General features: G+C 70.4%; 23 protein-coding genes, 2 tRNA genes and 1 pseudogene. 21 read left to right on the forward strand and 5 right to left on the reverse strand.

The annotated features are described in order from the left end of the window. Positions 1 to 77 precede the first annotated feature (77 nt). Positions 78 to 1259: a phospholipase D-like domain-containing protein gene (locus ACFYTE_RS20380; RefSeq protein WP_388711999.1), complete on the reverse strand. Its 1182-nt coding sequence runs from the start codon at positions 1257 to 1259 to the stop codon at positions 78 to 80. Positions 1260 to 1545: 286 nt separating this feature from the next. On the opposite strand from ACFYTE_RS20380, the pseudogene ACFYTE_RS20385 reads away from it, so the two are divergent. From ACFYTE_RS20385 to ACFYTE_RS20415, 7 genes and pseudogenes are all read left to right on the forward strand, one after another. Next, positions 1546 to 2787 (forward strand): annotated as a pseudogene (locus ACFYTE_RS20385) (transposase). Between the two features lie 547 nt (positions 2788 to 3334). After that, positions 3335 to 4138 (forward strand): S1 family peptidase, encoded by an 804-nt coding sequence (locus ACFYTE_RS20390; RefSeq protein WP_388712002.1) that lies wholly within the window; start codon positions 3335 to 3337, stop codon positions 4136 to 4138. 222 nt (positions 4139 to 4360) lie between these two features. Next, on the forward strand, positions 4361 to 5467 hold the full coding sequence (gene proB / locus ACFYTE_RS20395; protein WP_388712283.1) for a glutamate 5-kinase: 1107 nt from the start codon (positions 4361 to 4363) through the stop codon (positions 5465 to 5467). Between the two features lie 140 nt (positions 5468 to 5607). Further along, positions 5608 to 6036: a hypothetical protein gene (locus ACFYTE_RS20400; RefSeq protein ID WP_388712005.1), complete on the forward strand. Its 429-nt coding sequence runs from the start codon at positions 5608 to 5610 to the stop codon at positions 6034 to 6036. A 60-nt stretch (positions 6037 to 6096) separates the two neighbouring features. Beyond that, the gene (locus ACFYTE_RS20405; RefSeq protein ID WP_388712008.1) at positions 6097 to 7380 is read left to right on the forward strand and encodes a glutamate-5-semialdehyde dehydrogenase; all 1284 of its coding nucleotides are present in this window, start codon (positions 6097 to 6099) and stop codon (positions 7378 to 7380) included. Positions 7381 to 7448: 68 nt separating this feature from the next. Continuing rightward, positions 7449 to 8045, forward strand: coding sequence for a hypothetical protein (locus ACFYTE_RS20410; protein ID WP_388712011.1), 597 nt, complete (start codon positions 7449 to 7451; stop codon positions 8043 to 8045). An 89-nt stretch (positions 8046 to 8134) separates the two neighbouring features. Then, positions 8135 to 9205 (forward strand): hypothetical protein, encoded by a 1071-nt coding sequence (locus ACFYTE_RS20415; RefSeq protein WP_388712014.1) that lies wholly within the window; start codon positions 8135 to 8137, stop codon positions 9203 to 9205. Positions 9206 to 9286: 81 nt separating this feature from the next. On the opposite strand, the gene ACFYTE_RS20420 is transcribed toward ACFYTE_RS20415, so the two are convergent. Then, positions 9287 to 10390, reverse strand: a complete 1104-nt coding sequence (locus ACFYTE_RS20420; RefSeq protein WP_388712017.1) for a M48 family metallopeptidase — start codon at positions 10388 to 10390, stop codon at positions 9287 to 9289. Positions 10391 to 10481: 91 nt separating this feature from the next. Here ACFYTE_RS20420 and ACFYTE_RS20425 point away from each other — a divergent pair, with 91 nt between their 5' ends. From ACFYTE_RS20425 to ACFYTE_RS20465, 9 genes are all read left to right on the forward strand, one after another. Then, positions 10482 to 10643: a hypothetical protein gene (locus ACFYTE_RS20425; RefSeq protein WP_388712020.1), complete on the forward strand. Its 162-nt coding sequence runs from the start codon at positions 10482 to 10484 to the stop codon at positions 10641 to 10643. Between the two features lie 168 nt (positions 10644 to 10811). Next, positions 10812 to 10976 (forward strand): hypothetical protein, encoded by a 165-nt coding sequence (locus tag ACFYTE_RS20430; RefSeq protein ID WP_388712023.1) that lies wholly within the window; start codon positions 10812 to 10814, stop codon positions 10974 to 10976. An 80-nt stretch (positions 10977 to 11056) separates the two neighbouring features. Next, positions 11057 to 11743 carry a nicotinate-nucleotide adenylyltransferase gene (gene nadD / locus ACFYTE_RS20435; RefSeq protein WP_388712026.1) on the forward strand — a complete coding sequence of 229 codons (687 nt, stop codon included), beginning with the start codon at positions 11057 to 11059 and terminating at the stop codon, positions 11741 to 11743. Positions 11744 to 11759: 16 nt separating this feature from the next. Beyond that, positions 11760 to 13472 (forward strand): LytR C-terminal domain-containing protein, encoded by a 1713-nt coding sequence (locus ACFYTE_RS20440; protein WP_388712029.1) that lies wholly within the window; start codon positions 11760 to 11762, stop codon positions 13470 to 13472. Between the two features lie 174 nt (positions 13473 to 13646). Further along, positions 13647 to 14093, forward strand: coding sequence for a ribosome silencing factor (gene rsfS / locus ACFYTE_RS20445; RefSeq protein WP_388712032.1), 447 nt, complete (start codon positions 13647 to 13649; stop codon positions 14091 to 14093). Continuing rightward, on the forward strand, positions 14090 to 14758 hold the full coding sequence (locus tag ACFYTE_RS20450; RefSeq protein WP_388712035.1) for a histidine phosphatase family protein: 669 nt from the start codon (positions 14090 to 14092) through the stop codon (positions 14756 to 14758). Before rsfS ends, ACFYTE_RS20450 begins: the two co-directional genes overlap by 4 nt. A gap of 114 nt (positions 14759 to 14872) precedes the next feature. Continuing rightward, a tRNA-Ala gene (locus tag ACFYTE_RS20455) sits at positions 14873 to 14945 on the forward strand. A gap of 395 nt (positions 14946 to 15340) precedes the next feature. Further along, entirely contained in the window at positions 15341 to 15514 is a 174-nt protein-coding gene (locus ACFYTE_RS20460; RefSeq protein WP_388712037.1) for a hypothetical protein, read from the forward strand. 3 nt (positions 15515 to 15517) lie between these two features. After that, positions 15518 to 15751, forward strand: a complete 234-nt coding sequence (locus tag ACFYTE_RS20465) for a hypothetical protein (protein ID WP_004931461.1) — start codon at positions 15518 to 15520, stop codon at positions 15749 to 15751. Here the strand turns inward: ACFYTE_RS20465 and ACFYTE_RS20470 are convergent. Continuing rightward, positions 15741 to 16961, reverse strand: coding sequence for a glycosyltransferase 87 family protein (locus tag ACFYTE_RS20470; RefSeq protein WP_388712041.1), 1221 nt, complete (start codon positions 16959 to 16961; stop codon positions 15741 to 15743). The two genes, ACFYTE_RS20465 and ACFYTE_RS20470, sit on opposite strands and share 11 nt — an antisense overlap. Before the next feature lie 138 nt (positions 16962 to 17099). On the opposite strand from ACFYTE_RS20470, the gene ACFYTE_RS20475 reads away from it, so the two are divergent. Next, positions 17100 to 17172, forward strand: a tRNA-Ala gene (locus tag ACFYTE_RS20475). A gap of 163 nt (positions 17173 to 17335) precedes the next feature. Here the strand turns inward: ACFYTE_RS20475 and ACFYTE_RS20480 are convergent. Both ACFYTE_RS20480 and ACFYTE_RS20485 read right to left on the reverse strand, forming a co-directional pair. Beyond that, entirely contained in the window at positions 17336 to 18946 is a 1611-nt protein-coding gene (locus tag ACFYTE_RS20480) for an NADH-ubiquinone oxidoreductase-F iron-sulfur binding region domain-containing protein (protein ID WP_388712044.1), read from the reverse strand. Then, on the reverse strand, positions 18943 to 20244 hold the full coding sequence (locus tag ACFYTE_RS20485) for a cytochrome b/b6 domain-containing protein (protein WP_388712047.1): 1302 nt from the start codon (positions 20242 to 20244) through the stop codon (positions 18943 to 18945). Before ACFYTE_RS20485 ends, ACFYTE_RS20480 begins: the two co-directional genes overlap by 4 nt. A gap of 390 nt (positions 20245 to 20634) precedes the next feature. Here ACFYTE_RS20485 and leuS point away from each other — a divergent pair, with 390 nt between their 5' ends. From leuS to ACFYTE_RS20505, 4 genes are all read left to right on the forward strand, one after another. Next, positions 20635 to 23517, forward strand: coding sequence for a leucine--tRNA ligase (gene leuS / locus ACFYTE_RS20490; protein ID WP_388712050.1), 2883 nt, complete (start codon positions 20635 to 20637; stop codon positions 23515 to 23517). A 131-nt stretch (positions 23518 to 23648) separates the two neighbouring features. Continuing rightward, positions 23649 to 24422: a hypothetical protein gene (locus ACFYTE_RS20495; protein WP_388712053.1), complete on the forward strand. Its 774-nt coding sequence runs from the start codon at positions 23649 to 23651 to the stop codon at positions 24420 to 24422. A 72-nt stretch (positions 24423 to 24494) separates the two neighbouring features. Continuing rightward, complete coding sequence (locus ACFYTE_RS20500; protein WP_388712056.1) at positions 24495 to 25340, forward strand: DegV family protein; 846 nt, start codon at positions 24495 to 24497, stop codon at positions 25338 to 25340. Between the two features lie 196 nt (positions 25341 to 25536). Then, complete coding sequence (locus ACFYTE_RS20505) at positions 25537 to 26781, forward strand: helix-hairpin-helix domain-containing protein (protein WP_388712059.1); 1245 nt, start codon at positions 25537 to 25539, stop codon at positions 26779 to 26781. Positions 26782 to 26784: the final 3 nt, after the last annotated feature.

The following is a 26784-nucleotide window of genomic DNA, read 5'->3' on the forward strand; positions in this document are numbered from 1 at the left end:
GTGTGCAAGTGCGAGACCGGAGTTGACGGTGCGATTCACCGGATGGAACAGTTCTTTATAGCGCCGTTACGGGCAGGCTATCCCTCGCCAGGGGCGTCGCATGTGCGTGGATTCGTCCAGAGTGCTCGGAATTGATCTATGTATCGATTGGTGACCGACCCGTCGATGATGCGCAGCATCGCATCGTTGGCGCGGTAGGCCGAGTTCTCGGTGATGTTGTAGGAGCCAACGAACACCGCCTTGCGCCATTCACTGGCGTACTTCGCGTCGATCAGGAGCAGTTTGTTGTGGCTCCAGCCGTCGCAGTGTATGTCGGATTCCTTGACTCCGTAACCCATCAATGTGTTGTATCCGACCTGCTTCTGTACGACGACCTTGACATCGCATCCGATGTCGCGAAGGCGGTTCAACTGGGTTGCGATTCCCCGCGAGTAGGCGCTGTCGTCGAATTCGCTGGCCTCCATCCAGATGCGGTCATTGCCCGGCTCGCAGGCGGAAACGTTGCCCAGGACATCGGCGACCCGGCTGCTGTCGGGCTGAGGGTAGAAGTAGGCCTTCGAGAAATCATTGGTTCCGTCGATCGTCCTCTTGGCGTTGGTGTTCCATGTGTCCCCGTCGTAGGTCCAGTTGCCGGCATACAGGCGGCGCCAGTAGTTGACGTAGGCCGAGAACAACGCATCATCGTCCCGGCTGATCAGCAGGTTCTGTGCGTGCTGGGCCTGGAATGCACCCAGGTTGCTCGAACTCTGGAGCACCAGCTTGGTGTTGCCCTTTTTGACCAGGAAGAACTTGTTGTGCATCGATCCGTGGTCGGGGTCCATGCACGAATTGGCGCAGTACTTGACGTCGATTCCGGCGTTTTCAAGTTGCGTCAAGATCCCTGGGTCCGACGGGCCCACCACGACGCGGACGCTCACGCCGCTCGCTTGGGCGCGCACGAGCGAGTTCGCGATGTCCGTGCCGCCGCCGGTGGCGAACCAGTTGTAGAGGGCGATGCGAATGTAGTTACCCGTCTCGCCGGCCGCAGACGCATCGGCGGTCGCGTCGATCTTGCCCTTGATCTTCGAGATCAGCAGGAGATCCTGTACTCCGCCGCCGTAGATGAAACAGGTCTCGTAACGGCCGGAAGTCGATTCCGCACAGTCACTGGTCTCGGCCGCCGCGGTGGGCGCCGAGACCACCGTCATCATCAACGCCATGATGAACAGCAGTGCGCTTGTCAGGGAACGCCGCCTTAACGCGGGTCTAAGTATGATCACCGGCGCATCGTATGGCATGTGCAGAACCAGTGAGGGCGGTGTGGACGGATTCCCGCTACGGACTGCAGACCTGCGGGTGGTGCGTCTCGAAGGGACTCGAACCACGGCGGAGCCTCGCGTGCGTCGGTGCGCGTGGCCGGTACGGCGAGCGACGATCGTCGTCGGGCACGACCACAGACCCGCACGAGGGTCTTTGGTCGCGTCGGGGCCAGGCCCAATGACTACGATCAGGCGACACGGGGAGCTGGGGTGTATCCACCCGAGTGGGCGTTGACGGCCCCGCCAGGTGTCTGAGCTTCTAGCGCTGCTACTGGTCGAGATCGCCCGCAAGGCTGAACCAGGCGATATCGAGGGCACTGATGCCGTGGCGACGTCCGTGGGTGGGGACTGCCTCGCGGATGTCGGGATGCTGCGGGCTGAGCCGGCCGTGTTCGGTCGGTCTCCGACTCGACGGTTCCCCTTGGTCGACGCCCTCGCCGCTGGGCCGAAGGCCCTGTCCGCGATACGGGCCGCGCGGGCCGAAGCCCGCGAGCGTGTCTGGAACGTGGCCAAGACCGCGGCTCCGGGTACCGCGGGGCAGGTGATCGTAGACCTGTGCGGGGTGCTCGTGCCGGCCCGCTCCCAGAAGCAGGACGCCACCGCGATCCGGAAGAAGACCTTCGGACACCGTCCTTTGATGGGGTTCGTCGACCACGGAAGAGGTGGCAGCCGTGAGCCGGTGGCCGGCCTGCTCAGGCCGGGACACAGGCAGCAATACCGCCGTTGATCACATCACCACGGCTCAACTCGCCTGGCACAGCTGCCGAAGAACTACCGGCGAGGCCGTCGGACGCTGATCCGTACCGACTCCGGCGGCGGCACCCGCGAGTTCGTCGCCCGGCTCACCCAGCGAGGCCGGTGGCTGCCGCACTCGGTCGGTATGCCTATCACCGACGCCGTCCACCAGACCGTCCTCAAGGTCTCGACCCCCCGCATGGACGGTGGCCGTCGAGCCGGCCGGCGAGATCCGCGACGGTGCCCAGGTCGCCGAGTTGTCCGGCGACTGCCTGATGGGCCGGCCGAAGGGAATGTGCCTGATCGTCCGCAAGGAACGACCTTGTCCCGGCCGCCCAGTTGTGCTTCACCGACGCCGACGGTCTGCGGCTCACCGCGTTCGCCACCAACACCACCGGAGTCCCGATCGCCGCACTCGAACTGCGGCACCGCCGGCGCGCGAAAGCCGAGGACCGTATTCGCGCCGCCTGCGCCACCGGCCTGCGCAACCGCCTCTGCACGAAAGACATTGCCCAGAACCAGACCTGGTTGGAGATCGTCCAGATCGCCCTCGATTTCCTGGCCCGGATGCCCATGCTCACCCTGACAGGCGAAATCAGGTGGGAGCCCCGGCCGCCCCCGGCTCCGCCTTGCCGCCGCCCAGATCGTCACCATCGCCCGCCGCCGGCACCTGCGGTTCGCACGCCACTGGCCCTGGACCGACGTAAACACGGACGCCCTGGCACGGCTCGAAGCTCTTCCGACCCCCGGTTGACCAGCACGTTCCCGTCCCCACGAGCAGCACCACCCCCGCCGGGTCCGTGGAACCCGGCGCCTGCCCCAGGCGACAGCCGGGCCACCGGCGAGCCCACCACCGACCCGAACAACCGAAACGGCCCGCCGAAAGGACTGACGGGTCGTTACGAAAGATCAAGGCTGGGTTCTTGTTGGCGGAATTGGCGCTACGCGGACGTCCAGGCGCGGAGTGGTCGGCATCCCCCACGCAGGGCCGGCTGGCATTCCGCAGCGTGAAGTACCAGCTGTCGGTGATGGAAGGGTGCGGCTTGCAGCACTCGGCTGACGGGGAGGCGCTACTGAAGACCGGTGCAAACTCTTCGGCGTTTTCGCGTCATCCCGCACTCCGTAGTGGCTGTCGCTGCAGTAATGAACTGCCTCCCTTTCAACGGACGTTCAGTGGGGTTTCAGCGACCCGGTCAAGCATGTTCATGGCTGAAGGGGCCGTTCGGGAACGGATCCGCATCCTCCCTTCACGACCCCACTTTCCGTCAAGAGAAGGATGAACCTTGAGACTTCGTACCTTCGTGACCACGACCGCGATCATCGGCGCAAGTCTTGTCGGGGTGAGTGCGCCGACGGCGATGGCAGATGACGGCCTCGCTGTGACCGGGCCTACCGGCACCACCGGCGAGGGGGTGTCCGAGTCTCCGACGGTGGTGAACGGAGAAACCGCGGCATCGGCGGACGGCATAGCCGCCATCCTGTGGGACAACGCCGATCCCGGGACCGGTCGAGGCAATCTCCTCTGCACCGGCTCGATCATCGCGGAACGCTGGATTCTCACGGCGAAGCACTGCTTCTCCACCACGAGCGTCGGGCAGGACGCCTCCAAGATCCAGGTTCGGGTCAAGAGCAAGAAATACAACGAGGGCGGCGGCGTCATCCAGGTGGATGACATCAAGTGGCGCACCAAGCACGACATCGCCCTGCTTCATCTGACCCGTGACGCGAACGCCGAGCACGTGCGCCTGGCGAGCGCCAGCCCGGTGGAGGGCAGCACGAACTACATCTTCGGCTGGGGCTCACAGAGCAAGATAGGCGGTGCGCCCTCGAAGAGCCTCAAGCGAGCGACGATCAACGTCACGAACATCGACAGCGTGGACCTCCTTGGCGAGGGCCGCGGCATCCAGAGCGCGAAGGGCAACGGCATCGCCTGCTCCGGAGACTCCGGCGGACCGCAGTTCAAGCTCGTCGACGGCCTGCGGTACCAGGTTGGTGTGATCTCCGGCAGTACCTACCGGGTGAGCGACAACGTGTGTGTCGGCCCGATGTGGTCGGCGACCGTTCCCACCAGCCTCGACTGGATCAAGGGCGTCGCCGGCATCTAGTCCGTCCGCCGCGCCGTGCGGCCGGCCCACGGCTTCCCTGCCGTACGGGCCGCCGCACCGCGTCGGATCCGGGAGGCACCCAGAGTGCTCGGCTGGTCACGGAGGGCTGCTCACGGACTGGACTGACGCACACCATCCGCTGTCCTTCGCGTAGATTGCCCAGCGAGGCACCCGGACGCGGACGAGGGGACAGAGCGCAAGGTGGCAAGGGCAAGGCAGGCCGTGGGCGAGGCCCGCAGGATCGTCGTCAAGGTGGGCTCCTCCTCGCTGACCACCGCCTCGGGCGGCCTGGACGCCGACCGTGTCGACGCGCTCGTCGACGTCCTCGCCCGCAGCCGCAGCGGCGGGGAACGCGAGGTCGTCCTGGTCTCCTCCGGCGCCATCGCCGCCGGCCTCGCACCGCTGGGCCTGCGCCGCCGCCCCAAGGACCTCGCCCGCCAGCAGGCGGCGGCCAGCGTCGGTCAGGGCCTGCTCGTCGCCCGCTACACCGCCTCCTTCGCCCGCTACGGCGTCCGGGTCGGCCAGGTCCTGCTCACCTCGGACGACATGAGCCGCCGCGCCCACCACCGCAACGCCTCCCGCACCCTCGACAAGCTCCTCGCCATGGGCGCCCTGCCCGTCGTGAACGAGAACGACACCGTCGCCACCGCCGAGATCCGCTTCGGCGACAACGACCGCCTCGCCGCCCTCGTCGCCCACCTCGTCCACGCCGACCTCCTGGTGCTGCTGTCCGACGTGGACGGCGTCTACAACGGCGACCCCACCAGGCCCGGGACCTCGCGGATAGCGGAGGTGCGCGGCCCCGCCGACTTCGAGGGCGTCGAGATCGGCAGCGCCGGCCGGGCCGGGGTCGGCACCGGCGGCATGGTCACCAAGGTGGAGGCCGCCCGGATCGCGGCCGCCGCCGGCATCCCCGTGGTGCTCACCAGCGCCGTCCACGCCGCCGTCGCGCTGGCCGGCGGCGACACCGGCACCTACTTCCACCCCACCGGCAAGCGCTCCGCCGACCGGCTGCTGTGGCTGCAGCACGCCTCCACCCCGCAGGGCTCGCTGACCCTGGACGACGGTGCGGTGCAGGCGGTCGTGCACCGCCGCACCTCGCTGCTGCCCGCCGGGATCGCCGCCGTCGAGGGCGAGTTCAGCGCGGGCGACCCCGTGGAACTGCGCGACACCCGGGGGCACGCGGTGGCCCGCGGCCTCGTCAACTTCGACGCCAAGGAGATCCCCCAGCTGCTCGGACGTTCGACCCGGGAACTGGCGCGCGAGCTGGGCCGGGCGTACGAACGCGAGGTCGTACACAGGGACGATCTGGTGATCCTGCACCCGTAAAACAGGGCGTAACGACGCCCCCGGTGGGGGACGTTCCGTAAAACCGCCACACGGAGCCGCGCGGCCTGCTCAACTTTGTTCCAGGGACGTGCCTCAGCGGCACGATCATCCGTCCGAGCGCTGGGTTGAAGGAGGCCGTCGTGAGACGAGTGCGCCCTGGGGCTGCGGCGTCCCGTGGTGCTCTGACGAGTGTCGCGGCCGGGGAGTCCTACGAGGAGCCGAAAGACCTGCCCCGCCTGTGGCACGTCACCCTCAGCGTCTCCGGCGAGGCGGTCCCCCTGAAGGAGCTGCGCCGCGGCCTGGAACAGCTCGCCCATGACCACCCCTTCCTGCTGACCAGCAGATACGCCAACGATCACGCCGAGATCCGCTACTGGGAAGAGGCCCGCGACCTGCACGACGCGGCCGCCGTCGCCCTGCGCCTGTGGGGCGAGCACCGCCAGACCGCGGGACTGCCCCCGTGGGAGATCGTCGGCCTGGAGGTCATCGACCGCGAGACCTACCACCAGCGCATCGCCGACGGCTACGGCCCGGCACCCGCGACCCCGGTCGGTGTTCACCCCTTTTGACCCGTCTCGCGGTGTGGAACGACTGCCGCCCGGCCCCGCGCCGCGCACTACCCTTCCCCCATGACCACGCTCTCGCCGTACGACGCAATGTCCCCGGTCACCCAGGCCGCCTACCGCGCCCAGGCGGCGGCCGCCGACCTCGCGCCGCTGCCGCGCGCCGTGAAGGACGACGCGCTGCTCGCCATCGCGGACGCCCTGGAGGTCAGGACCGGCGAGATCATCGAGGCCAACGCCAAAGACGTCGCCAAGGCCCGTGAGGCCGGCACCAGCGAGGCGATCGTCGACCGGCTGACCCTCACCCCGGAGCGGGTGCGGGCCATCGCCGCCGACGTCCGGCACGTCGCCGCGCTGCCCGACCCGGTCGGCGAGGTCGTCCGCGGCTCCACCCTCCCGAACGGCATCGACCTGCGCCAGGTCCGCGTCCCGCTCGGCGTGGTCGGCATCATCTACGAGGCCCGCCCGAACGTCACCGCGGACGCCGCCGCACTGTGCCTGAAGTCCGGCAACGCGGTCCTGCTGCGCGGCTCGGGCTCCGCCTACGAGTCGAACACCGCGCTGGTCCGGGTGATCCGGGACGCCGTCGGCGGGGCCGGGCTGCCCGCCGACGCCGTGCAGCTCGTGCCCGGCGAGAGCCGCGAGAGCGTCCGCGAGCTGATGCGCGCCCGCGGCCTGGTCGACGTCCTCATCCCGCGCGGCGGCGCCTCCCTCATCCGCACGGTCGTCTCCGAGTCCACGGTGCCGGTCATCGAGACCGGCACCGGAAACTGCCACGTCTACGTCGACGCCCAGGCCGACCTCGACATGGCCGTCGAGATCCTGATCAACTCCAAGGCCCAGCGGGTCAGCGTCTGCAACGCCGCCGAGACCCTGCTGGTCCACCAGGACATCGCCGCCGCCTTCCTGCCCCGCGCCCTGGACGCCCTCGCCGAGGCCGGGGTCACCGTCCACGCCGACGAGCGTGTCCTCGCCTACGCCGAGGGCTCCAAGGCCACCGTGGTCGAGGCGACCCCGGAGGACTGGGAGACCGAGTACCTCTCCCACGACATCGCCGCCGCGGTCGTGGACTCGCTGGACAAGGCCGTTGAACACATCCGGCTGTGGACCTCGGGCCACACCGAGGCGATCGTCACCACCTCGCAGCAGGCGGCCCGCCGCTTCACCCAACTGGTCGACTCCACCACCGTCGCCGTGAACGCCTCCACCCGCTTCACCGACGGCGGCCAGTTCGGCTTCGGCGCGGAGATCGGCATCTCCACGCAGAAGCTGCACGCCCGCGGGCCGATGGGCCTGCCGGAGCTGACCAGCACCAAGTACATCGTGACCGGCGACGGCCACGTGCGCTGACCGGGACGCCCGGCACCGCGCCGAAGGCGTCTCAGCAGGCGGATGAATTTCCCTACCGTCTGCCCAAAATGACCCCCCAGGTCTACTCTGGAACGGTGCCGGAGGACGTGGGGGGCACGCCGTTCCCTGACGGCTGGGAGCCCGACGACGACCACGACCGCGGGGTGTCGGACGAAGAGTTCGCCTCCGTGGTCTTCGACGAGGCCTTCGTACGGGCGGCCGTGGTGCACGAGCCGACCGCCGTCGAACGCCTCCTGGCCGCCGCACAGGCGAGAGCCGAGGCCTCCGAGGCGGAGGCCCGCCGCGCCCACGCCCGAGGCGAGCGGTACGACGAGGGGTACGGCCCCCACGGACACGGTTTCGGCCATGACCGCGACCTCGACGACTGGGACGACTCCGACGATCCGGACGACCACTACGGCGCCGCGGGCTATGGCAGGCACGTCCGCTGGCACCGCCCCGTCGCCTGGGTGCTCGCCGTCGTGATGGGCGTCGGCATGGTCGCGCTGGCCTTCGCCGCGGTCTACCGCGGCGCCTCCTCGGGCAGTCGGGACCAGGTCCCGCCGCCCGCCTCCACCGGGCTTGAGCAGGGCACGGCGGCGGCTCCCTCCGGCTCCGCCGACCACCCCCGGCCGGCCGTCTCCGCGGTGCCCCGCACACCCTGAACGCCCGCGCACGCTTGTGGTGAGAACCTGTCAGAACTTGTCGTGTACCAGGGCGTTTACCTGAGCCTCCTGAGACCTACTCTGAAAGTATGGGCGGGCCTGGAGACCCACCTGAGGGGACACCCGAGGGCGCTCCCGGTGGTGGGGAGGACGAATACCGATCCGTCGTCTTCGACGAGTCGTTCGTGCGCGCTGCCCGCCTCCAGGAGTACTCCGCACAGGAGCGCATGACCGACCACGCGCCCGCCGTGCGCCGCCGCCCGCACCTGTACCGCGGGCTGTCCCGACAGGCCCTGATCCTCGTCGTGCTGATCGCCGTCGCGTTCGGCACCGCGATCTACATGGGCGTGCGCCATCCCTACGGCGCACCCCGGGTCCGGGAGGCCGTCGCCCCCCTGCGCATGACCGTCATCCCGCTCGCCCCGCAGGGCAAGGTGCCCGGGGCGAGCGACGCCGAACGCCTGTACGACCACAGCCCCGCGGCGCAGTTCAGCGTCGGCGCCGAGGGCATCCCGCTGCCCGCCTCCCGGCGCACCGAGCACTTCTCCGAAAGCCAGGTCCTGACCGCCCTGACCACGGCGAAGGACTACCTCGTCAGCTCCTCGCTCGACCCCGAGGTGCTGGACGGCAGCCAGATCCGGCCCGCGCGCATGCTGCTCAACCCGGACCAACTGGACCAGTTCGACCAGAGCTTCCAGCATCCCGCAGCGGACGGCCGGCACGCGGCCACCGGATGGCTGGTCCGCTTCGACCCCACCCGGGCCCAGTTGGCCGACCAGAAGATCCGGGTGCAGGGCTCGCTGCAGGCCGTCGAGACGAACTCGGCGACCCTGGAGGTCACCGCGGACCACACCTTCGTCTACGCGCTCAAGCCCACCGGCTCCGGCGACAAGGCACGGGTCTCTCTGTTCACCGTCCGCCGCGAGCTGACCTTCCGCTTCGGCCAGGACGACCTGCGACTGCACCAGGTACAGCTGGCCGTCTCCTCCGTGCAGGCGGGCCCCCTGTCCTGCGCGGAGGACTCCGCCAGTCATCTGCGCCCGCTGCTGGCCGGGCAGACCGCCAAGGCGGGCGGTCCGGCGGGCACGGACCCCTATGCGACCGGGACCGTGACAGCACTGTGCGGCACGCTGGCCACCACAGCCCAGCCAACGCCATAACCCCACACTCCCGAGCCCCCCCGGCAACGCCCCCTCTCACCGGCACGGTGGGGCGTGTGACGTTTGTGGGTGGTGGGCGGGTCAGTTATCGGTGCTGGTGTCGTCGGGCGGCGTGTTCTTCGGCCGTGGCGGGCTGGTGAAGCCGTCGAAGCCCCGCCGCACCCGGCCGCCCAGGTTCCCGGCGCCGCCCGCGAGGTCCGAGACCAGCTTCATCAGCGGGTCCTTGGAACTCTTCACATCGCTGGCGTAACTGGCCGCGGACTCCTTGAACGAGTCACTGACCGAGGTGTCCTTGTCCTCGTCGCGCCGCGGGTAGTGACCGTCCATGATCCGCTGGTAGTCCCGGGTCTCCGCCCACTGCTTCAGCTCGGCCGCACGGACCGTGGTGAAGGGGTGGGAGCGGGGCAGCACGTTCAGGATCTTCAGCACCGAGTCGCGCAGGTCACCGCCCGCCTCGTACTCCTCGGCCTGCTTCAGGAACGCGTCCACGTTCATCTCGTGCAGATGGTTGCCGCCGGCTATCTTCATCAGACCGCGCATCGAGGCCCGCAGGTCCTGCCCCACCAGGAGGCCCGCCCGGTCCGCCGACAGCTCCGACTTGCGGAACCACTCCCGCAGCGCGGTCACGATCGCCATGATCGCGATGTTGCCGAGCGGGATCCAGGCGACCTTGAGTGCGAGGGTGGTCAGGAACAGCAGGATCGTGCGGTACACCGCGTGCCCGGACAGGGCGTGCCCCACCTCGTGGCCGACGACCGCCCGCATCTCCTCCTCGTCGAGCAGTTCGACCAGACCCGTGGTGACGACGATGATCGGCTCGTCCAGGCCGATGCACATCGCGTTCGGCTGCGGGTCCTGGTTGACGTACATCGGCGGGACCTTCTCCAGGTCCAGGATGTAGCAGGCGTCCCGCAGCATGTCGTTCAGATGCGCGAACTGCTGTTCCGAGACCCGCACCGAATCGGACAGGAACAGCAGACGCAGGCTCCGCTCCGGAAGCAGCCCGCTGAGCGCCTTGAAGACCGTGTCGAAGCCGCTCAGCCGGCGCAGCGCCACCAGGGCGGAACGGTCGGCGGGGTGCTCGTACGCACGCGAGGAGATTCCGGGGAAGCGCCTGCGCTGTCTGCCCGGCACGTGCTCGTGCTCGTGGTGTTCATGGCCGTCGTCGGTCATGTCGTCCCCCATGTGCGTTGGTGTGCCCGATGTGCCCCCGAGGCGGGGCCCAGCCTAGGCGGAGATACCGTGGACGGGCAGTACAGCCGAAGGAGTCCACATCATGGAGCACATCCCCGCGGCCGCCTGGCTGGTCGAGGCCGCCGACGCCGCACCGCAGCACGGGGCGGGGAATCTGCTCCGGATCGTCCTGGTCGTGATGGTCCTGGGTTGTGTGGTGACCGCTTGGTTCCTGCTACGCGGGTACAAGCAGAAGGACGACTGAGCCTCCCGGAAGGTTCCCCGCCCCCCGGAAGGCTCCCCACCTCCGGGGACGATGCCCGCCGTGCCCTGTCCGTCCGCAACGGCGGAGTCGGCGTGGTCGCCGTCGCGGCGCCCGCTTACCATGGGCCGACATCTTTATCCCGCCCACACCGGATAGGTCCTGCCGAAGATGAGCTTCCACAGCACCGCTGCCCAGTTGGTAACCCTCGCCGCCGAGGGCGAGGAGCACGGCGGCAACCACAACAGCCTCAGCCCGCTCGTGACGGGTGGCAGCGCGCTGCTCATCCTCCTGCTCCTGCTGTGGATCACCACCCGCTTCAACCGCGACCGCTGAACCCGACGGCCCGTCCCGGGGGCCGTACCCGGGGGTCTGGCGGGCGGACCCCGTGGACCGGGCCGGTAGGGTCTGCACGCATGGGAGAGCAGGACATGCCTACCGGTCCGGCGGTCGACGCGACGAGCGGCACGGTGCGGACCCCGCAGGACCGTCCGGGCGGCGGCCCCGCGCACTCGGGCAAGCGCCGTCTCGGCGTCATGGGCGGAACGTTCGACCCGATCCACCACGGGCACCTGGTGGCGGCCAGTGAGGTCGCCGCGCAGTTCCACCTCGACGAGGTGGTGTTCGTGCCCACCGGCCAGCCCTGGCAGAAGTCCCACCGCAAGGTCTCCCCGGCGGAGGACCGCTATCTGATGACGGTCATCGCGACCGCCGAGAACCCGCAGTTCTCGGTCAGCCGTATCGACATCGACCGCGGCGGCCCCACCTACACCGTGGACACCCTGCGTGACCTGCGCGCGCTCAACCCGGACACGGACCTGTTCTTCATCACCGGTGCCGACGCCCTCGCCCAGCTGCTGACCTGGCGGGACACCGAGGAACTGTTCTCCCTCGCGCACTTCATCGGGGTCACCCGTCCCGGCCACCACCTGACCGACGCCGGACTCCCGGAGGGTGGCGTCTCGCTCGTCGAGGTTCCCGCGCTGGCCATCTCTTCCACAGACTGTCGTGCGAGAGTCGCCAAGGGCGATCCCATCTGGTACATGGTGCCCGACGGAGTCGTGCGCTACATCGACAAGCGCGAGCTGTACCGCGGCGAGTGAGCCGAGAGGGGCACCGGTGAACGACCGATACGACCCGGGGTACGGGGGCGACCAGTACGAACTCGTCGGCTACGACGAGTACGGGCGGCCCGTGTACCGCCGGATCCCGGCACAGCAGGCCCCGCAGCAGGCGTACGACCCGTACGCGCAGCAGGGCTACGGCTACGACCCGTACGCGACCGGGCAGCAGCAGGCCGTGCCGCCGTACGACTCCTACGACACCGGCCGGCAGCAACCCGTGCCGCCGTACGACTCCTACGACCCCGCCTACGATCCGTACGGCACCGGGGGGACGCCCACCGCGGGCGGCACGGCCGCCTACGACCCCTACGGGCAGCCGGCGCCGGGCGCCCAGCAGCAGCCCCGGGTCGCCGAGCAGACCGCCCACATCCCGCAGCAGCCCGGCCCGTCCGAGGTACCGGACGAATCCCCGGCCGGCCGCGAACGGGACTACCACACCGAGCAGTTCGCCTTCGTGGAGGAGCCGGACGGTGACTCCGAGGACGTCATCGACTGGCTGAAGTTCACCGAGAACCGCACGGAACGCCGCGAGGAGGCCCGCCGCCGCGCCCGCAGCCGCGTCATCGCCCTGGTCGTCGTCCTCGCCCTGGTCGCGGTCGGCGGCGTGGGCTACCTCTGGTACGCCGGGAAGCTGCCCGGCCTGTCCTCGTCGGACGCCAAGTCCGGCACCTCGACGGCGGCCGGCGCCCAGAAGCGCGATGTGATCGTCGTCCATCTGCACAACACCGCGAAGGGCGGCACGTCCACGGCGCTGCTCGTCGACAACACCACCACCGAGCAGGGCACCACCGTCCTGCTGCCGAACTCCCTCTCCCTGTCCGACGACTCCGGCGCCGTGACCACCCTCGCCAAGTCGGTCGACGACGACGGCTCCGGCGGCACCCGCGACCAGCTCGACACCGTCCTCGGCACGAACATCGAGGGCACCTGGCGGCTGGACACCCCCTACCTGCAGAACCTCGTCGAACTCGTCGGCAACATCGACATCGACACCAACGCCGAGGTCCCCGACCCGGAGGACGGCAAGAAGAAGGGCGCCGCCCCGCTCGTCCGCGAGGGCAAGAGCCAGACCCTCAGCGGCAAGGCGGCCGTCGCCTACGCCACCTACCGCGGCTCCGGCGAGGCCGCGAACTCCCAGCTGGAGCGGTTCGGCCAGGTCCTCCAGGGCGTACTGCGCAAGATGTCATCCGACGCCGAGGCCGCGACCGTGACCGTGCAGACGCTGGGCCAGATCATCGAGCCGCCGCTGTCCGACAGGAACCTCGGCGCCTTCCTCGCCAAGCTCGCCGATCTCGCCAAGGGCGGCGACTACAAGACGGCCCTGCTGCCCGTGCAGTCCGACGGCACGCTCAGCGCCCAGACCAGCGCAGGCGTCGTCAAGGACATCCTCGGCGGCACCGCGAAGAGCCCCGAACAGGGCTCGGCCGTCCGGGTCTCCGTGCAGAACGCCACCGGCGTCAAGGACACCACCGACAAGGCCCGCGTGGTCCTCCTCAACGGCGGCTTCACCTTCCTGGAGGGCGGCACCGCGGACGCCGCCGAGTCCGCCTCGAAGGTGCTCTACTCCGACGTCGCCCACAAGGACGACGCCACGGAGGTCGCCAAGACCCTGGGCCTGCCCGACGGCGCCGTGACGAAGGGCACGGTCGCCTCGAACGCCGAGGTCTCGGTGGTCCTGGGCCAGGACTACAAGCCGTCGTCCTCCTGACGGACGGCACCGGAAGGCGGCGCGGGCACCCCAGGTGATCCGATAATCACGTGGGGTGCCCCGGGCGGTCCGTGAGACCCTTGATGGCGAGTGACCGCCGACGGGCCGTGCCGAGTCGGGGTCGCCGCCGCGCCTGCAGCCGACCTGTGTCCCCGACCGAAAGCCAGCCTCGTAGTGACCGCCACTGATCGTTCCCTCGCACTCATCAACACCGCCGCCCAGGCGGCCGCCGACAAGCTCGCCCACGACGTCATCGCCTACGACGTGAGCGATGTGCTGTCGATCACGGACGCCTTCCTGCTGGCCTCCGCGCCCAACGACCGCCAGGTCAAGTCCATCGTCGACGAGATCGAGGAGCGGCTCCAGAAGGAACTCGGCGCCAAACCGGTGCGCCGCGAGGGCGACCGCGAGGCCCGCTGGGTCCTGCTCGACTACGTCGACATCGTCGTCCACGTCCAGCACAGCGAGGAGCGCGTCTTCTACGCCCTGGAGCGGCTGTGGAAGGACTGCCCCGAGATCGAGCTGCCGGCCGACGCCAAGGCCACCCGCGGCAAGGCCGAGGAGCACGCACGGCTGCAGGACGCCGAGGAGGCGGCCGAGGCGGGCGGGGAGTGGCGATGAGCGTCACCGGTGAGGTGACCGGCCGCACCGGCCGGGGGCGGCGCATCATCCTGTGGCGGCACGGCCAGACCGCCTGGAACGTGGAGCGCCGCTTCCAGGGCACCACGGACGTCGAGCTGACCGAGACCGGCGTCGGCCAGGCCCGCCGCGCCGCCCGGCTGCTCGCCTCCCTGCAGCCCGACGCGATCGTCGCCTCGGACCTGCGGCGGGCCGCGCACACGGCCGCCGAGCTGTCCGCGCTCACCGGCCTCGACGTCGCCCGCGACGAGGCGCTGCGCGAGACCTACGCGGGCGTCTGGCAGGGGCTGACGCACGAGGAGATCATCGACCGGTACGGCGCGGAGTACGCCGCGTGGAAGCGCGGCGAGCCGGTCCGGCGCGGCGGCGGCGAACTGGAGACCGAGGTCGCCGAGCGGGCGGCCCCCGTTGTGCTGCGGCACGCCGAGAAGCTGCCCGAGGACGGCACCCTCGTGGTGGTCAGTCACGGCGGCACCATCCGCACCACCATCGGGCGTCTCCTCGGCCTGGAGGCCCGGCACTGGGAGAGCTTCGGCGGTCTGTCCAACTGCTGCTGGTCGGTCCTCGGCGAAGGCGCCCGCGGCTGGCGGCTCCTGGAGCACAACGCGGGCACCCTCCCGGAGCCCGTCCTCGGGGACGACGACTGAGCCCGCTCCGGCCCGGACCTTGATTTCACTTTCCGGCAGGTCGCAGGCTAAAGTTCTTCTTGTTCGCCCCGCCGAGCGGGGCGAGACACCATGCGGCTCCGCCGCGTGGCGCGAGGGGCTATAGCTCAGTTGGTAGAGCGCCTGCATGGCATGCAGGAGGTCAGGAGTTCAATTCTCCTTAGCTCCACAGCTTCATGGATCGAGATCTTCCTCGATACCTGCCGAGTCGGCGAAGATCGTTGATGAGGATCCCGTCCCTTCAGGGGCGGGATCTTTCGCATTCCACACGCGGGTTCCACATACGGGTGATTTTCGCCCGCCGTGTCATCCGCGTCATCCTCGGCATTCTCGGCTCGGCGACCGCCTCGTGACGGAACGTCTTCGCACCGGCTTGAGTCACTTGGGGCCCCGTGGGCGTATACCTCCGCGGAGGCGCTTCGGGTGTGCACACGGGCGCCGGCCGGTTCGGCCGCGGCGGCTGCCGTGTCCGGACTGGTACTGAGGCGTCGCTGACCGTATTGGTCCGGCCGTGGCAGAATCAAACGGCCGGAAGGGGGCGCGGCCCGACGGGAGGGAGTAGCGATGCCTGCGAGCATCCTTGAGGAGGGCGGCCACCTCCTCGACGCGGCGTTGATACGGGACACGGCCACCCGGCTCAGCTGCCCTTCCTGCGGTTCCGCGCACGTGGCCCAAGTCCTGGGCGACAACGGTGGAATCTCCTACGTGTGCACGGCCTGCGGCCACAGCTGGAGCTGATCGATGGGTGCACACCGGCGGAAGTGCGACTGGTGCGGGAGCGGTACGCCGATCGTCCGCGACATGGAGCCGATCAACCCCGAGTACCAGTACTGGTGCGAGGAATGCGCGCGGGCGCTGATCATAAAAGGCGACCCGATCGAGACGTACCGCGAACTGGAGGGCGAGCCGATCTACGGCCGTCTTCTGGAGGAGCACTGCACCCTCAAGCGGTTCTATTCGTTCGTCACGGCCTGACCACCGCTCGCCGGGCCCGGCAACGATGTCCGGCGAGCGCGAGGAAGAGCAGACCGAAGCCTCCGTAGAGGGCCGACAGCGTCAACTCCGCGCCGCCCTGGTGCAACTCGGGCCGCCCGTCGCCGTGCGGCACCCACCACAGGGCGTACGAACAGAACACCACCAGTGTGCCCGTGGCCACCGCCCGGCGGCCGTGCGTCCACAGCAGCAGCACCACGGGTACGCACCAGACCCAGTGGTGCGACCACGACACCGGGCTGATCAGCAGCGCCGTCACCGCGCAGGCGGCCACCGCCCAGGAGCGCCGGTCCCGCAACTCCGCGGTGACCGCAACCCACAACCCGGCGACGGCCGTCACAGCCGCCAGGAGGGCCCAGCAGGATCCCGGCTCCGGAGTGTGCAACAGCCGTGCCAGCACGCCGCGCAGGGCCTGGTTGGCGGTGTCTTCCGCGTGGCCCGCCCGGTCGGCGCGGAACACCGTACCGGTCCAGAAGCGCCACGAGTCGTACGGCAGCACGGCCGCCGCCAGCAGGGTCGCCGCGGCGAAGGCGACGGCCGCCCCGCGCGCGTGCCGCAGCCACGGCCCTCCGTCGCCGCCCCGTAGTCGGGCCGCGACACCGGTGGCGACCAGGAGGACCACGAACAGCGCGGGCGTCAGCTTGACCGCGGCGGCCAGCCCGAGCCCGGTGCCCGCCCAGCGGTTCCGGCCGCCCGGGTGGTGGCGTGCGAGATCCCACAGCACCAGGACGGCGAGCAGCAGATTGACCTGTCCGTAGCGCAGCGTCGTCCAGACCGGTTCGCACCACACGGCCGCCGCCGCGATCCAGCAGACGCTCTCCACGCGCGCGTGCCCGACTACGCGCGTGTGCCCGACGAGTCCCAGCGACAGCCGTACGAACGCCACCAGGAGCAGCAGATTCCCGAGCGTCGCCAGGGTGCGCAGGAGCGCGGTCTCCGGGAGGGTCAGCGGCGTGAACAGCAGGGCCGCGAACGGCGGGTAGGTGGTGGGCAACTGGGCCTCGGTCGCCCGCAGGGCGTACAGATCGCCTCCCGCGCGGACGGCCGCGCCCTCCGCCCGGTACACCATCAGGTCGATCATCGACACGTGGGCGGCCCGTTGCGCGGCCCAGAACGCGGCGAAGGACACCAGGCACGCCCCCAGGGCGACCGGCACACGAAGGCTGGCTCCGGAGGGCGCGATCACGGTCACGAAGGCCGACACTAGCCTTCATATCGGGGCAGAAAGGAAACGATTTGGTGCTGTACCCCGTCGACCGTGTAATGTTGGCGTCGCCGCCGGGGGAACCGGGCAGCACGGTCGGCAAGCGGCTCAGCCGCAGGACCACAAGGGGCTATAGCTCAGTTGGTAGAGCGCCTGCATGGCATGCAGGAGGTCAGGAGTTCAATTCTCCTTAGCTCCACAGGAGTAGAAGGCGGATCATCCGAACGGATGGTCCGCCTTCGGCGTGTACGACGCCCGTTGCCGTGCGACGTCCCCTCCTGTGCGGTGCCCCTTCCCGCGCATGCCCGTCCCTGCGCGGCGGCGGGTCAGCCCGATCCGGGGCGACCCGCCGCCGGTCGTGTTCAGCGGCCGAGGGCGCGGCGGCCGCGGCCCTGGGAGAGGACCGGAAGGTTGCGGGACGGAGCCTGGGAGCGGGTGTCCTCCTCGATGCGCAGCGCCAGCGCGGGGCAGCGGCGCACCGCGCGCAGCGCCTTGGCCTCCGCGTACCGGGGCACCTGTGCCTGCGCGACGGTCGGGAATCCGTCGGCGCCCAGTTCGAAGACCTCCGGGAGGATGTCCGCACACAGCCCGTGACCCCGGCACAGGGTCCAGTCGACGTAGATCTTCTGGCGGCTCGGGCCGGTCTCCTCGGCCTCCCCGCCGCCCGGGATGCCCGTCGGGGCCTTGCCGCCCTCGAACAGCGGTAGCACGCCCTCCACAGGCCGCCCGCAGCCGTTTCCGAGGACGTGCGCGGCGAGGTCGTCGGTGAACGCCTTGACGGTCGACTCCAGGAACATCGCCGAGCCGTCCGGGTGCGAGCACGCGCCGCGCCGCTTCACGTTCTTCGCGACCTGCTTGAGCGCCTCCAGGGCGGCCGGTCCGCCGCCGTTGAGGATGTCCTCCATGCCGCGTGCGGCGGCGGGCAGGCCGAGGTAGCAGGGACCGCACTGACCCGCGCTCTCCTCGGCCAGCCACTGCGCCACCCGCAGCGACTCGCCCAGCGGGCAGGTCTCCTGGCTGATCGGCAGGATCGCGCCCGCGCCCAGCGAACCGCCCACGGCATCCAGGGAGTTGCGGGATACGACCGCCTCGTTGACGGTGGCCGCGTCGATCCACTTGCCGTGGTAGCCGCCGGTCAGCACGCCCTGCGGTACCGGCGGGGCGCCCGCCAGTTGCAGGACGTAGCGCAGGGGCACGCCCGTGGGGACCTCGATCACCATGGGGCGGGCGACCGCGCCGGACACGGTCAGCATGACGGTGCCCGGCTCGTCGTACAGGCCGGTGTTGCCGTAGCGGTCGGGACCGATGCGGGCGGCGATCGCCAGCTGGGCGAACGTCTCGGCGTTGGACAGCAGGGTGGGCGCGCCGCCGACGCCGCTCTGCGAGGCGCTGATCTTGCGGCCGGGCGGGATCGCCGGGCCCCCGTCGATGGAGCGGATCAGTGACGCGGCGGCGCCGGTGACCATGCGGACCGGGTTGCGCTGCACGCTCGCCCGTAGCGCCGAACGCCGGCTGTTGCTGAGGCCGCGTTCGGCGAGGGCGGCCTCCATGGAGCGCTGGGTGGACTCACGGGTGACGCCCACCACGAGCGTGCGGGCGCCCAGTGCCTCGGCGCACAGCAGCGCCCCGTCCAGGATCAGGTGCGGGGCACGGTTGATGAGCACGGTGTCCTTGCGGCAGGCCGGTTCGTCCTCGCTTCCGTTGACGACGACGACCGGCCGGACGCCGCGCTTGATCGCCGATTCGGCGACCGAGCGCAGCTTCTTGTGGAAGGGGAAGCCCGCGCCGCCGCGGCCCTTCAGATTGATGCGTTCGGCGAGCTGCGCGAGCTGCTCGCCGCCCATGGGTTCGAGCGGCCCGTGCACCTTCAGGTGCATGGGCAGATCGAGCCGTTCGACAAGGTCGAAGCCCGACGTGAGCTGGGGAAGGCCGACCACGCGGACTTCTGGGACGTCGGGCAGGGCCTCGTTCACCTGTAGCCTCCGGAAGGCGTGTTCCAAGGTTCGCCCGAACCCGGTGCGTCGAACGACGCGCCGGGCGATGGTTCAGTGGCGGGACCGCTGTTGTACGTGTCATCGCGGTGGTACGTGCCGTAGCGGGTGTTCGTCTCACCGGTGTCGTACACGTCACTGCCGGCGTAGCCGCCGGCGCCCGGATTGCCATAGACCGGGATGTTGTATCCGGTGTCCTGGAGCGGGTCGTACGCCGACGGGGGCGCCTCGCCGACCGGCGGCGGGGACGGGATCGGCCAGCTGCCCGAAGTGCTCGACGGAGCGTCCGTGCGCGGCATCGCCTCCGTGGCCTGCAGATCCAGCGGCAGGTCCATGCGCGCGGTCTGGTCGGCCGCGAAGGGCTGCTGGGGCCACTGCGGCGTCGAGACGGCCCGGTAGGCGGCCGCGAAGCCGGGAGCGGCCTCCGGGGCGGCGGGAGCGGCCTGGGTGTCGTACTGCGGTGCCGGGGCGCGTCGCGCGGGGTCGGCGGCGTCGGCGTACGCGGCCTGCTTCTCGTAGCCGGGCAGCGCGGCGCCGCCCTCGCTCAGGCGGGCCCGGCTCGCCTCCAGGTCGTCGCGGCCCGGGCCCCGCTCCTCGCTGCCCAGGACGGCGACGATCCGGTCGGCGACCTTGCGCTTGAAGGGGCGCGGCGCCGCGCGCAACGCGAGGGCCGCCATCACCCCGGCCAGGCACAGCTCGTAGGACACCATGAAGAACGTCTTGGCCGGGCGGCCCGCGAACAGGCCGTGGATCAGGGCCGCGCACAGGGCGGGGTAGGCCAGCATGTGCATGGCACGCCAGCGCGCCGCGACCGGGGCCGGGGACGCGAACTGGTTGCGGAGCGCGCCGGTGACGCCCACGAAGATCATGAGCAGGGCGGCCAGGGAGCCGAGACCGATGAGCCCGGCGCTGCCCGTGACGCCGAGGCTGAAGGGGATCACGGCGGCGATCAGAACCGTGTGGTCCAGCGCCAGCTTGATCGTGATGTGCACCAGGAGGAAGGCGATCGACGCGACGGCGGTCACGCGGTGGACGCCCTGGGCGACGATCCGCTGACGGGTGTTGAGGATCAGCCGGTCCTGGGCGACGAGACCCCAGATCACCGAGGAGGTCAGGCAGACGAGGGACAGGACGCCCGCACCGAAGTTGAGGAAGTCCTGGAGCCAGTTGCCTCCGAGCAGCACGACCACGGGTATGAGGAGCAGGACGACGGCGGTCGCCACCCCATAGGCCGACCGGCCCGGTTTGGGGAGGGAACTGTTACTACGACGAGGGTTCATGGGGGGTAACTCCGAGCAGTCCGGGTGAGCGGTCCCGCTGCCGCACTCTAAGCGGCGTCATACCGATCAGTACGAGGTTTGAGTTATTGCGTTGTTATCAAAGGACAATGCGACTGTTGTGATGTCCGTTAGCGACTGTTACGCGAAGTAATACGTGAACCTCATTCCGTGCTCGTCGGGTCAACCAGGCATACGGAAGCGCGTCGCGGCTTGCTCAAGCCCTGCGGTACCCTGACGCCATGCGTGCCGTACGCCTTCTGCTTAGCGGGCCGCGCTGATCAGTCCCGACCACCGGTGAATGCTGTGGTCGGCATCGGCGCGGCGTCCCCTCCTGTGCGAGGGGATTTTTCGTTTCCGCAGGCAGAGACGATCGATGGAGCTTTGAGGATCATGAGCGAGACGAACCCCGCTGTCGCTGCCGCCGCGTCGGCAGAGGCAGCGCCGAACCGCTACACGGCTGCCATGGCCGCCGAGATCGAGGCACGCTGGCAGGACTTCTGGGACGCCGAGGGCACCTACGCCGCACCGAACCCGCAGGGTGACCTGGCCGGCGACCCCGCGACGGTCGCCAAGCCCAAGAAGTTCATCATGGACATGTTCCCGTACCCCTCCGGTGCGGGTCTGCACGTCGGCCACCCCCTGGGCTACATCGCCACCGACGTGTTCGCCCGGTTCCAGCGGATGACCGGCCACAACGTCCTGCACACCCTGGGCTTCGACGCCTTCGGACTGCCCGCCGAGCAGTACGCCGTGCAGACCGGCACGCACCCGCGCGTGTCCACCGAGGCCAATATCGCGAACATGAAGTCCCAGCTGCGCCGGCTGGGCCTGGGCCACGACAAGCGCCGGTCGTTCGCCACGATCGACCCGGACTACTACAAGTGGACCCAGTGGATCTTCCTGCAGATCTTCAACTCCTGGTACGACGACGAGGCCGGCAAGGCCCGCCCGATCGCCCAGCTGATCGCCCAGTTCGAGTCCGGCGAGCGCGCCGTACCGGGCCACACGCGCGCGTGGCAGGAGCTGACCGCCACCGAGCGCGCCGACGTGCTGGGCGGCTTCCGGCTGGCCTACGCCTCCGACGCGCCCGTCAACTGGTGCCCTGGCCTGGGCACCGTGCTGGCCAACGAGGAGGTCACGGCCGACGGCCGCTCCGAGCGCGGCAACTTCCCGGTCTTCAAGGCCAAGCTGCGCCAGTGGAACATGCGCATCACCGCGTACGCCGACCGGCTGCTGGCGGACCTGGAGGAGCTGGACTGGCCCGAGGCCATCAAGCTGCAGCAGCGCAACTGGATCGGCCGCTCCGAAGGCGCCCGCGTCGACTTTCCGATCGACGGCGAGCACATCACGGTTTTCACCACGCGCCCGGACACGCTGTTCGGCGCGACCTACATGGTGCTGGCGCCCGAGCACCCGCTGGTCGAGAAGTTCACCCCGGCCACCTGGCCGGAGGGCACCCACGAGGTGTGGACCGGCGGCCACGCGACCCCCGCCGAGGCCGTCGCCGCCTACCGCGCGCAGGCCGCCTCGAAGTCGGACGTCGAGCGGCAGGCCGAGGCCAAGGACAAGACCGGCGTCTTCACCGGCGCGTTCGCGACCAACCCGGTCAACGGCGACCGGATCCCCGTCTTCATCGCCGACTACGTCCTGATGGGCTACGGCACCGGCGCGATCATGGCCGTGCCGGCGGGCGACCAGCGCGACTTCGAGTTCGCGCGGGCCTTCGAGCTGCCGATCACCTGCATCGTCGAGCCGACCGACGGCCGCGGCACCGACACCTCGACGTGGGAGAACGCCTTCGCGTCGTACGACGCGAAGATCATCAACTCCTCGAACGACGACATCTCCCTGGACGGCCTGCCCGTCGCCGACGCCAAGGCACGCGTCACCGAATGGCTGGAGCGCCGGGGCATCGGCGAGGGTACCGTCAACTTCCGCCTGCGCGACTGGCTGTTCAGCCGCCAGCGCTACTGGGGCGAGCCCTTCCCGATCGTCTACGACGAGGACGGCATCGCCCACGCCCTGCCCGAGTCGATGCTGCCCCTGGAACTGCCCGAGGTCGAGGACTACTCGCCGCGCACCTTCGACCCGGACGACGCCGACACCCAGCCCGAGACGCCGCTGTCGCGCAACGAGGACTGGGTCAACGTCACCCTGGACCTGGGCGACGGACCGAAGAAGTACCGCCGCGAGACCAACACCATGCCCAACTGGGCCGGTTCCTGCTGGTACGAGCTGCGCTACCTGGACCCGCACAACGACCGGCAGCTGGTCGACCCCGAGGTCGAGCGCTACTGGATGGGCCCGCGCGAGGGCATGCCGCACGGCGGCGTCGACCTGTACGTCGGCGGCGCCGAGCACGCCGTGCTGCACCTGCTGTATGCCCGTTTCTGGTCCAAGGTGCTGTACGACCTGGGGCATGTCTCCTCGGCCGAACCGTTCCACAAGCTGTTCAACCAGGGCATGATCCAGGCCTACGTCTACCGGGACAGCCGGGGCATCGCGGTGCCGGCCGCCGAGGTGGAGGAACGCGAAGGCGCCTACTTCTACCAGGGCGAGAAGGTCACCCGTCTGCTGGGCAAGATGGGCAAGTCCCTGAAGAACGCGGTGACCCCCGACGAGATCTGCGCCGAGTACGGCGCCGACACGCTGCGCCTGTACGAGATGGCGATGGGCCCCCTGGACGTGTCCCGGCCGTGGGACACGCGCGCGGTGGTCGGCCAGTTCCGGCTGCTGCAGCGGCTGTGGCGCAACATCGTCGACGAGACCACCGGCGAGGTCACCGTCTCCGCGGCCGAGCCCGACGAGGACACGCTGCGCGCCCTGCACAAGGCGATCGACGGCGTGCGCCAGGACCTGGAGGGCATGCGCTTCAACACCGCCATCGCCAAGGTCACGGAGCTGAACAACCACCTGACCAAGGCGGGCGCAGCGGTCCCGCGCACCATCGCCGAGCCGCTGGTGCTGATGATCGCCCCGCTGGCCCCGCACATCGCCGAGGAACTGTGGCGGCGCCTGGGTCACACCGACTCCGTCGTCCACCGGGACTTCCCGGTCGCCGATCCCGCCTACGTCGTCGACGAGACCGTGACCTGCGTCGTCCAGGTCAAGGGCAAGGTCAAGGCCCGCCTGGAGGTCCCGCCGTCCATCTCCGAGGAGGACCTGGAGAAGGTGGCGCTGGCCGACGAGAAGGTCGTCGCCGCGCTGGACGGCGCCGGTATCCGCAAGGTGATCGTGCGCGCGCCCAAGCTGGTGAACATCGTCCCCGCGTAAACGCGCCGGTCACTGCCTCCGGGGCATCCCCTACGGGCAGGTTCGGGGTTTTTCGGAACCCCGGGCCTGCCCGCTGCGTTTACCGTGGAGGAGCGGGGCGGGTAGCGCCGTGAGGCCGGAGGAGGAGCGTCGTGGAAACAGTGATCACAGTGTTCGCCGTGCTCTTCCTGCTCTTCGTCGTCCTGGGCGGGTACGCCACGATCAAGGTGATCGGCGCGGCCAAACGGGGCGTCGACCGTACGGTCACCCAGGCCCGCCGCACGGTCGAGGACCACACACTGCGCGCCAAGTCCTTCGCCCAGCTGGGCCCGGCCGGCGAGATCGCCAAGCTCCGGCTCGACCTGCGCACCTCGATGCGGGCCACGCGGGACGCGCTGCACGCGGGCGTGGTGGAGGACGCGTCGCTGAAGGAGTCCCTCGGGCTCTTCGAGCGGCTGAGCGCACACGGCCATGAACTGGACGGCGAACTCAAGCGCCTGGAGTCCGAGCCGGATCGGGCCGAACTCGCCGCGCGCATGCCCGAACTGCGCAGCCGTACCGAACGGATCACCCGGTCCGCGGACTCGCTGCGCTGGGCCGCCCGGGACCGCGCCCACCGCTTCACCGACGACGACTTGGACACGCTGAGCGCACAGATCGACGTCGAGACCGGCGCGTTGCGGCACTGGCAGCATGACGAGCCGGACGCTTCCGCCGCACCGTCGCAGCCGGGCCGGCAGCCGGGCACCCCGGCGCCCTCATGGCCCGACGCCCCCGCGGCCGACGGTTCCAACGGCCCGCAGACCTGGCCCCGGACACCGCGATCCGAACCGGCCGTTGAACCGAACCGGCCCGCCATCACCCCGCCGGACCCGCGTCCGGCCTATCCCTGGCAGAAGAAGCCCCGGCCCGAGAGCACCACCTGAACCCGCCGGTTCCGGCCCAGGCGAGAGGGGTCGGGCTGCAGTGCGGGCGATACGCCAGGTAACCTCCAGCTCATGTCCCGCCATGTCGCGATCGTCACCGATTCAACGGCCTACCTGCCGCCCCTGACGATGGATCGGCACGGCATCACCGCGGTACCCCTGACCGTGGTCCTCGGCGGCCAGGCGCTCCAAGAGGGCACCGAGGTCTCGACCCGCTTTCTGGCCCAGGCACTGCAGAAGCGGCGCCCCGTCACCACGTCCCGCCCGAGCCCGGCGGTGTTCGCGGAAACCTATCGCAGGGTCGCCGAGTCCGGCGCCGCCGGCATCGTCTCGCTGCATCTGTCCGCCGAGTTGTCGGGTACGTACGACGCGGCGGTCGCCGCGGCCCGCGAGGCGCCCGTGCCGGTGCGGGTGGTGGACACCGGCATGGTCGCGATGGCCCTCGGCTTCTGCGCGCTCGCCGCGGCCGAGGCGGCGGAGGCGGGCGGCACCGCGGACGAGGCGGTCACGGCGGCCGAGAAACGGGCCGCGGGCACCACCGCCTACTTCTACGTCGACACGCTCGACTATCTGCGTCGCGGCGGCCGTATCGGCGCCGCACAGGCCCTGTTGGGGTCCGCTCTCGCCGTGAAGCCGCTGCTGCAACTGGAAGGCGGCCGGATCGAACCGCTGGAGAAGGTGCGTACGGCGTCGAAGGCGATCGCCCGTCTTGAGGAGATCGTCGCCGACCGTGCGGGCGGCGCCGACGTCGACATCGCCGTCCATCATCTCGCCGCCCCCGACCGGGCGTCGGCCCTGGCCGAGCGGCTGCGGACGCGGGTGCCGGGGCTGGCCGACCTGCATGTGAGCGAGGTCGGGGCGGTGATCGGCGCGCACACCGGGCCGGGGCTGCTGGGCGCCGTCGTCTCGCCGAGGTGACGCCCGTGCCATGCCGTTGCGGGCCGTCGTGGGCCGTGCCATGCCGTCGTGGGCCGTGCCGCGCCGTCGCGGGCTGGGGCACGCCGGTGCAGGCTGCGGCACTCGTACGGGTGACGGGGTTTTCCACAACCGGGCGGTAATCCCCGGGAATTGAGCAAGATCATCGCGAAGTGGCGGAATGCCCGATCCTCGTCGCATGCCACTTCGATCACGCTCACGCATCACGACCGCGACCAGCGGCCCGGGCCGCGGCCCCGCCTCCGACGGCCGCACCCGACACCGCCGCCCACTCGCCCGCCGTCCACCACGCCACCGCCATGCACCGGCGGAGGAACTGCGCCGCCGCGCGGAACTCCTCTTCGGCGAGCACGCCGGGGAACCATGGGAGCGGGGCCGACACTGGGCGTACGGCGCGCGCCAGGAACCGGAGGAGGGCCGGGAGCCGGGCGAACGCCGGGAGTCGGGCCATGGCCCGCCGGGTGCACCGCTCCCTGGGCATACGGCGGCAGCGAAGGCGACGGCGGCCGGGACCGGCGGGGCGCCCGAGCCGAGTCCTGCGCGGACGGCAGCCGTGGCCGCGTCGCCCGACCCGGACGACCCGGACGAGGGGGACAACCTCCGGGCGGACGTCCCGATCGGGTCCGCCGTGCCGATCGGGTCCGCCGTGCCGGGCTGGCGGGAGCGTGCGGGGACCGCCTTGCGGGAGCGCATGCCGCTGTGGTTGCAGGCCAGGTGCGGGCTGGAGCGACGCGGTGTGATCGCGCTCGCGGTGCTGCTCGCCGCAGTCGCGGTGTTCGCCGTGCTGCACTTCTGGGCGGGCCGTACCCAGTCGGTGCGCGCGCCCCAAGTGGTGCGGGCGGAGGCGCCGTTCGCGGCGGAAGGCATCGAGGAAGAAGGCGCGGCGGGCGAGGACGGTGGGAAGGCGGGGCGCGGTGGCGGTATCGGCGCGGGCGGCTCGGCCGGGGCCGCTCCGGGGACGGCGGGCGCGGAGATCGTGGTCGACGTCGGCGGCAAGGTGCGCAAGCCCGGAATCCATCGCCTGCCCGCGGGTTCGCGGGTCGTCGATGCGCTGACCGCGGCGGGCGGAGTGCGTCCGGGAGCCGACACCGACGGCCTCAACCGGGCTCGCTTCCTCGTGGACGGCGAGCAGATCGTGGTCGGCGCTCCCGCCGCGGCGACCGGCCCCGGAGCCGGTGGGGCGTCCGGATCCGGCCAGGCGGGTGCCATGGCGGGGCCGGCCGGCCCCGCGACCCCCGTCTCCTTGAACTCGGCCACCGCGGACCAGCTCGACACCCTGCCGGGCGTGGGCCCCGTGCTGGCCCAGCACATCATCGACTACCGCACCCAGCACGGCGGTTTCCGCTCGGTCGACGAACTCCGCGAGGTCAACGGGATCGGCGACCGGCGCTTCGCCGACCTGCGAAACCTGGTCCAGCCATGAGCC

The organism is Streptomyces sp. NPDC004629 (assembly GCF_042873595.1).
Taxonomy (GTDB): Bacteria; Actinomycetota; Actinomycetes; order Streptomycetales; family Streptomycetaceae; genus Streptomyces.

Bases quoted from the DNA above. Each gene is read 5' to 3' on its own strand.
- ACFYTE_RS20415 (WP_388712014.1), top strand. From the start codon at position 8,135: ATGGGCGGGCCTGGAGACCCACCTGAGGGGACACCCGAGGGCGCTCCC.
- ACFYTE_RS20420 (WP_388712017.1), bottom strand. From the start codon at position 10,390: ATGGGGGACGACATGACCGACGACGGCCATGAACACCACGAGCACGAG.
- ACFYTE_RS20430 (WP_388712023.1), top strand. From the start codon at position 10,812: ATGAGCTTCCACAGCACCGCTGCCCAGTTGGTAACCCTCGCCGCCGAG.
- ACFYTE_RS20405 (WP_388712008.1), top strand. From the start codon at position 6,097: ATGACCACGCTCTCGCCGTACGACGCAATGTCCCCGGTCACCCAGGCC.
- ACFYTE_RS20460 (WP_388712037.1), top strand. From the start codon at position 15,341: ATGCCTGCGAGCATCCTTGAGGAGGGCGGCCACCTCCTCGACGCGGCG.
- ACFYTE_RS20410 (WP_388712011.1), top strand. From the start codon at position 7,449: ATGACCCCCCAGGTCTACTCTGGAACGGTGCCGGAGGACGTGGGGGGC.
- ACFYTE_RS20465 (WP_004931461.1), top strand. From the start codon at position 15,518: ATGGGTGCACACCGGCGGAAGTGCGACTGGTGCGGGAGCGGTACGCCG.
- ACFYTE_RS20485 (WP_388712047.1), bottom strand. From the start codon at position 20,244: ATGAACCCTCGTCGTAGTAACAGTTCCCTCCCCAAACCGGGCCGGTCG.
- ACFYTE_RS20500 (WP_388712056.1), top strand. From the start codon at position 24,495: ATGTCCCGCCATGTCGCGATCGTCACCGATTCAACGGCCTACCTGCCG.
- ACFYTE_RS20505 (WP_388712059.1), top strand. From the start codon at position 25,537: ATGCCACTTCGATCACGCTCACGCATCACGACCGCGACCAGCGGCCCG.
- nadD (WP_388712026.1), top strand. From the start codon at position 11,057: ATGGGAGAGCAGGACATGCCTACCGGTCCGGCGGTCGACGCGACGAGC.
- leuS (WP_388712050.1), top strand. From the start codon at position 20,635: ATGAGCGAGACGAACCCCGCTGTCGCTGCCGCCGCGTCGGCAGAGGCA.
- ACFYTE_RS20425 (WP_388712020.1), top strand. From the start codon at position 10,482: ATGGAGCACATCCCCGCGGCCGCCTGGCTGGTCGAGGCCGCCGACGCC.
- ACFYTE_RS20450 (WP_388712035.1), top strand. From the start codon at position 14,090: ATGAGCGTCACCGGTGAGGTGACCGGCCGCACCGGCCGGGGGCGGCGC.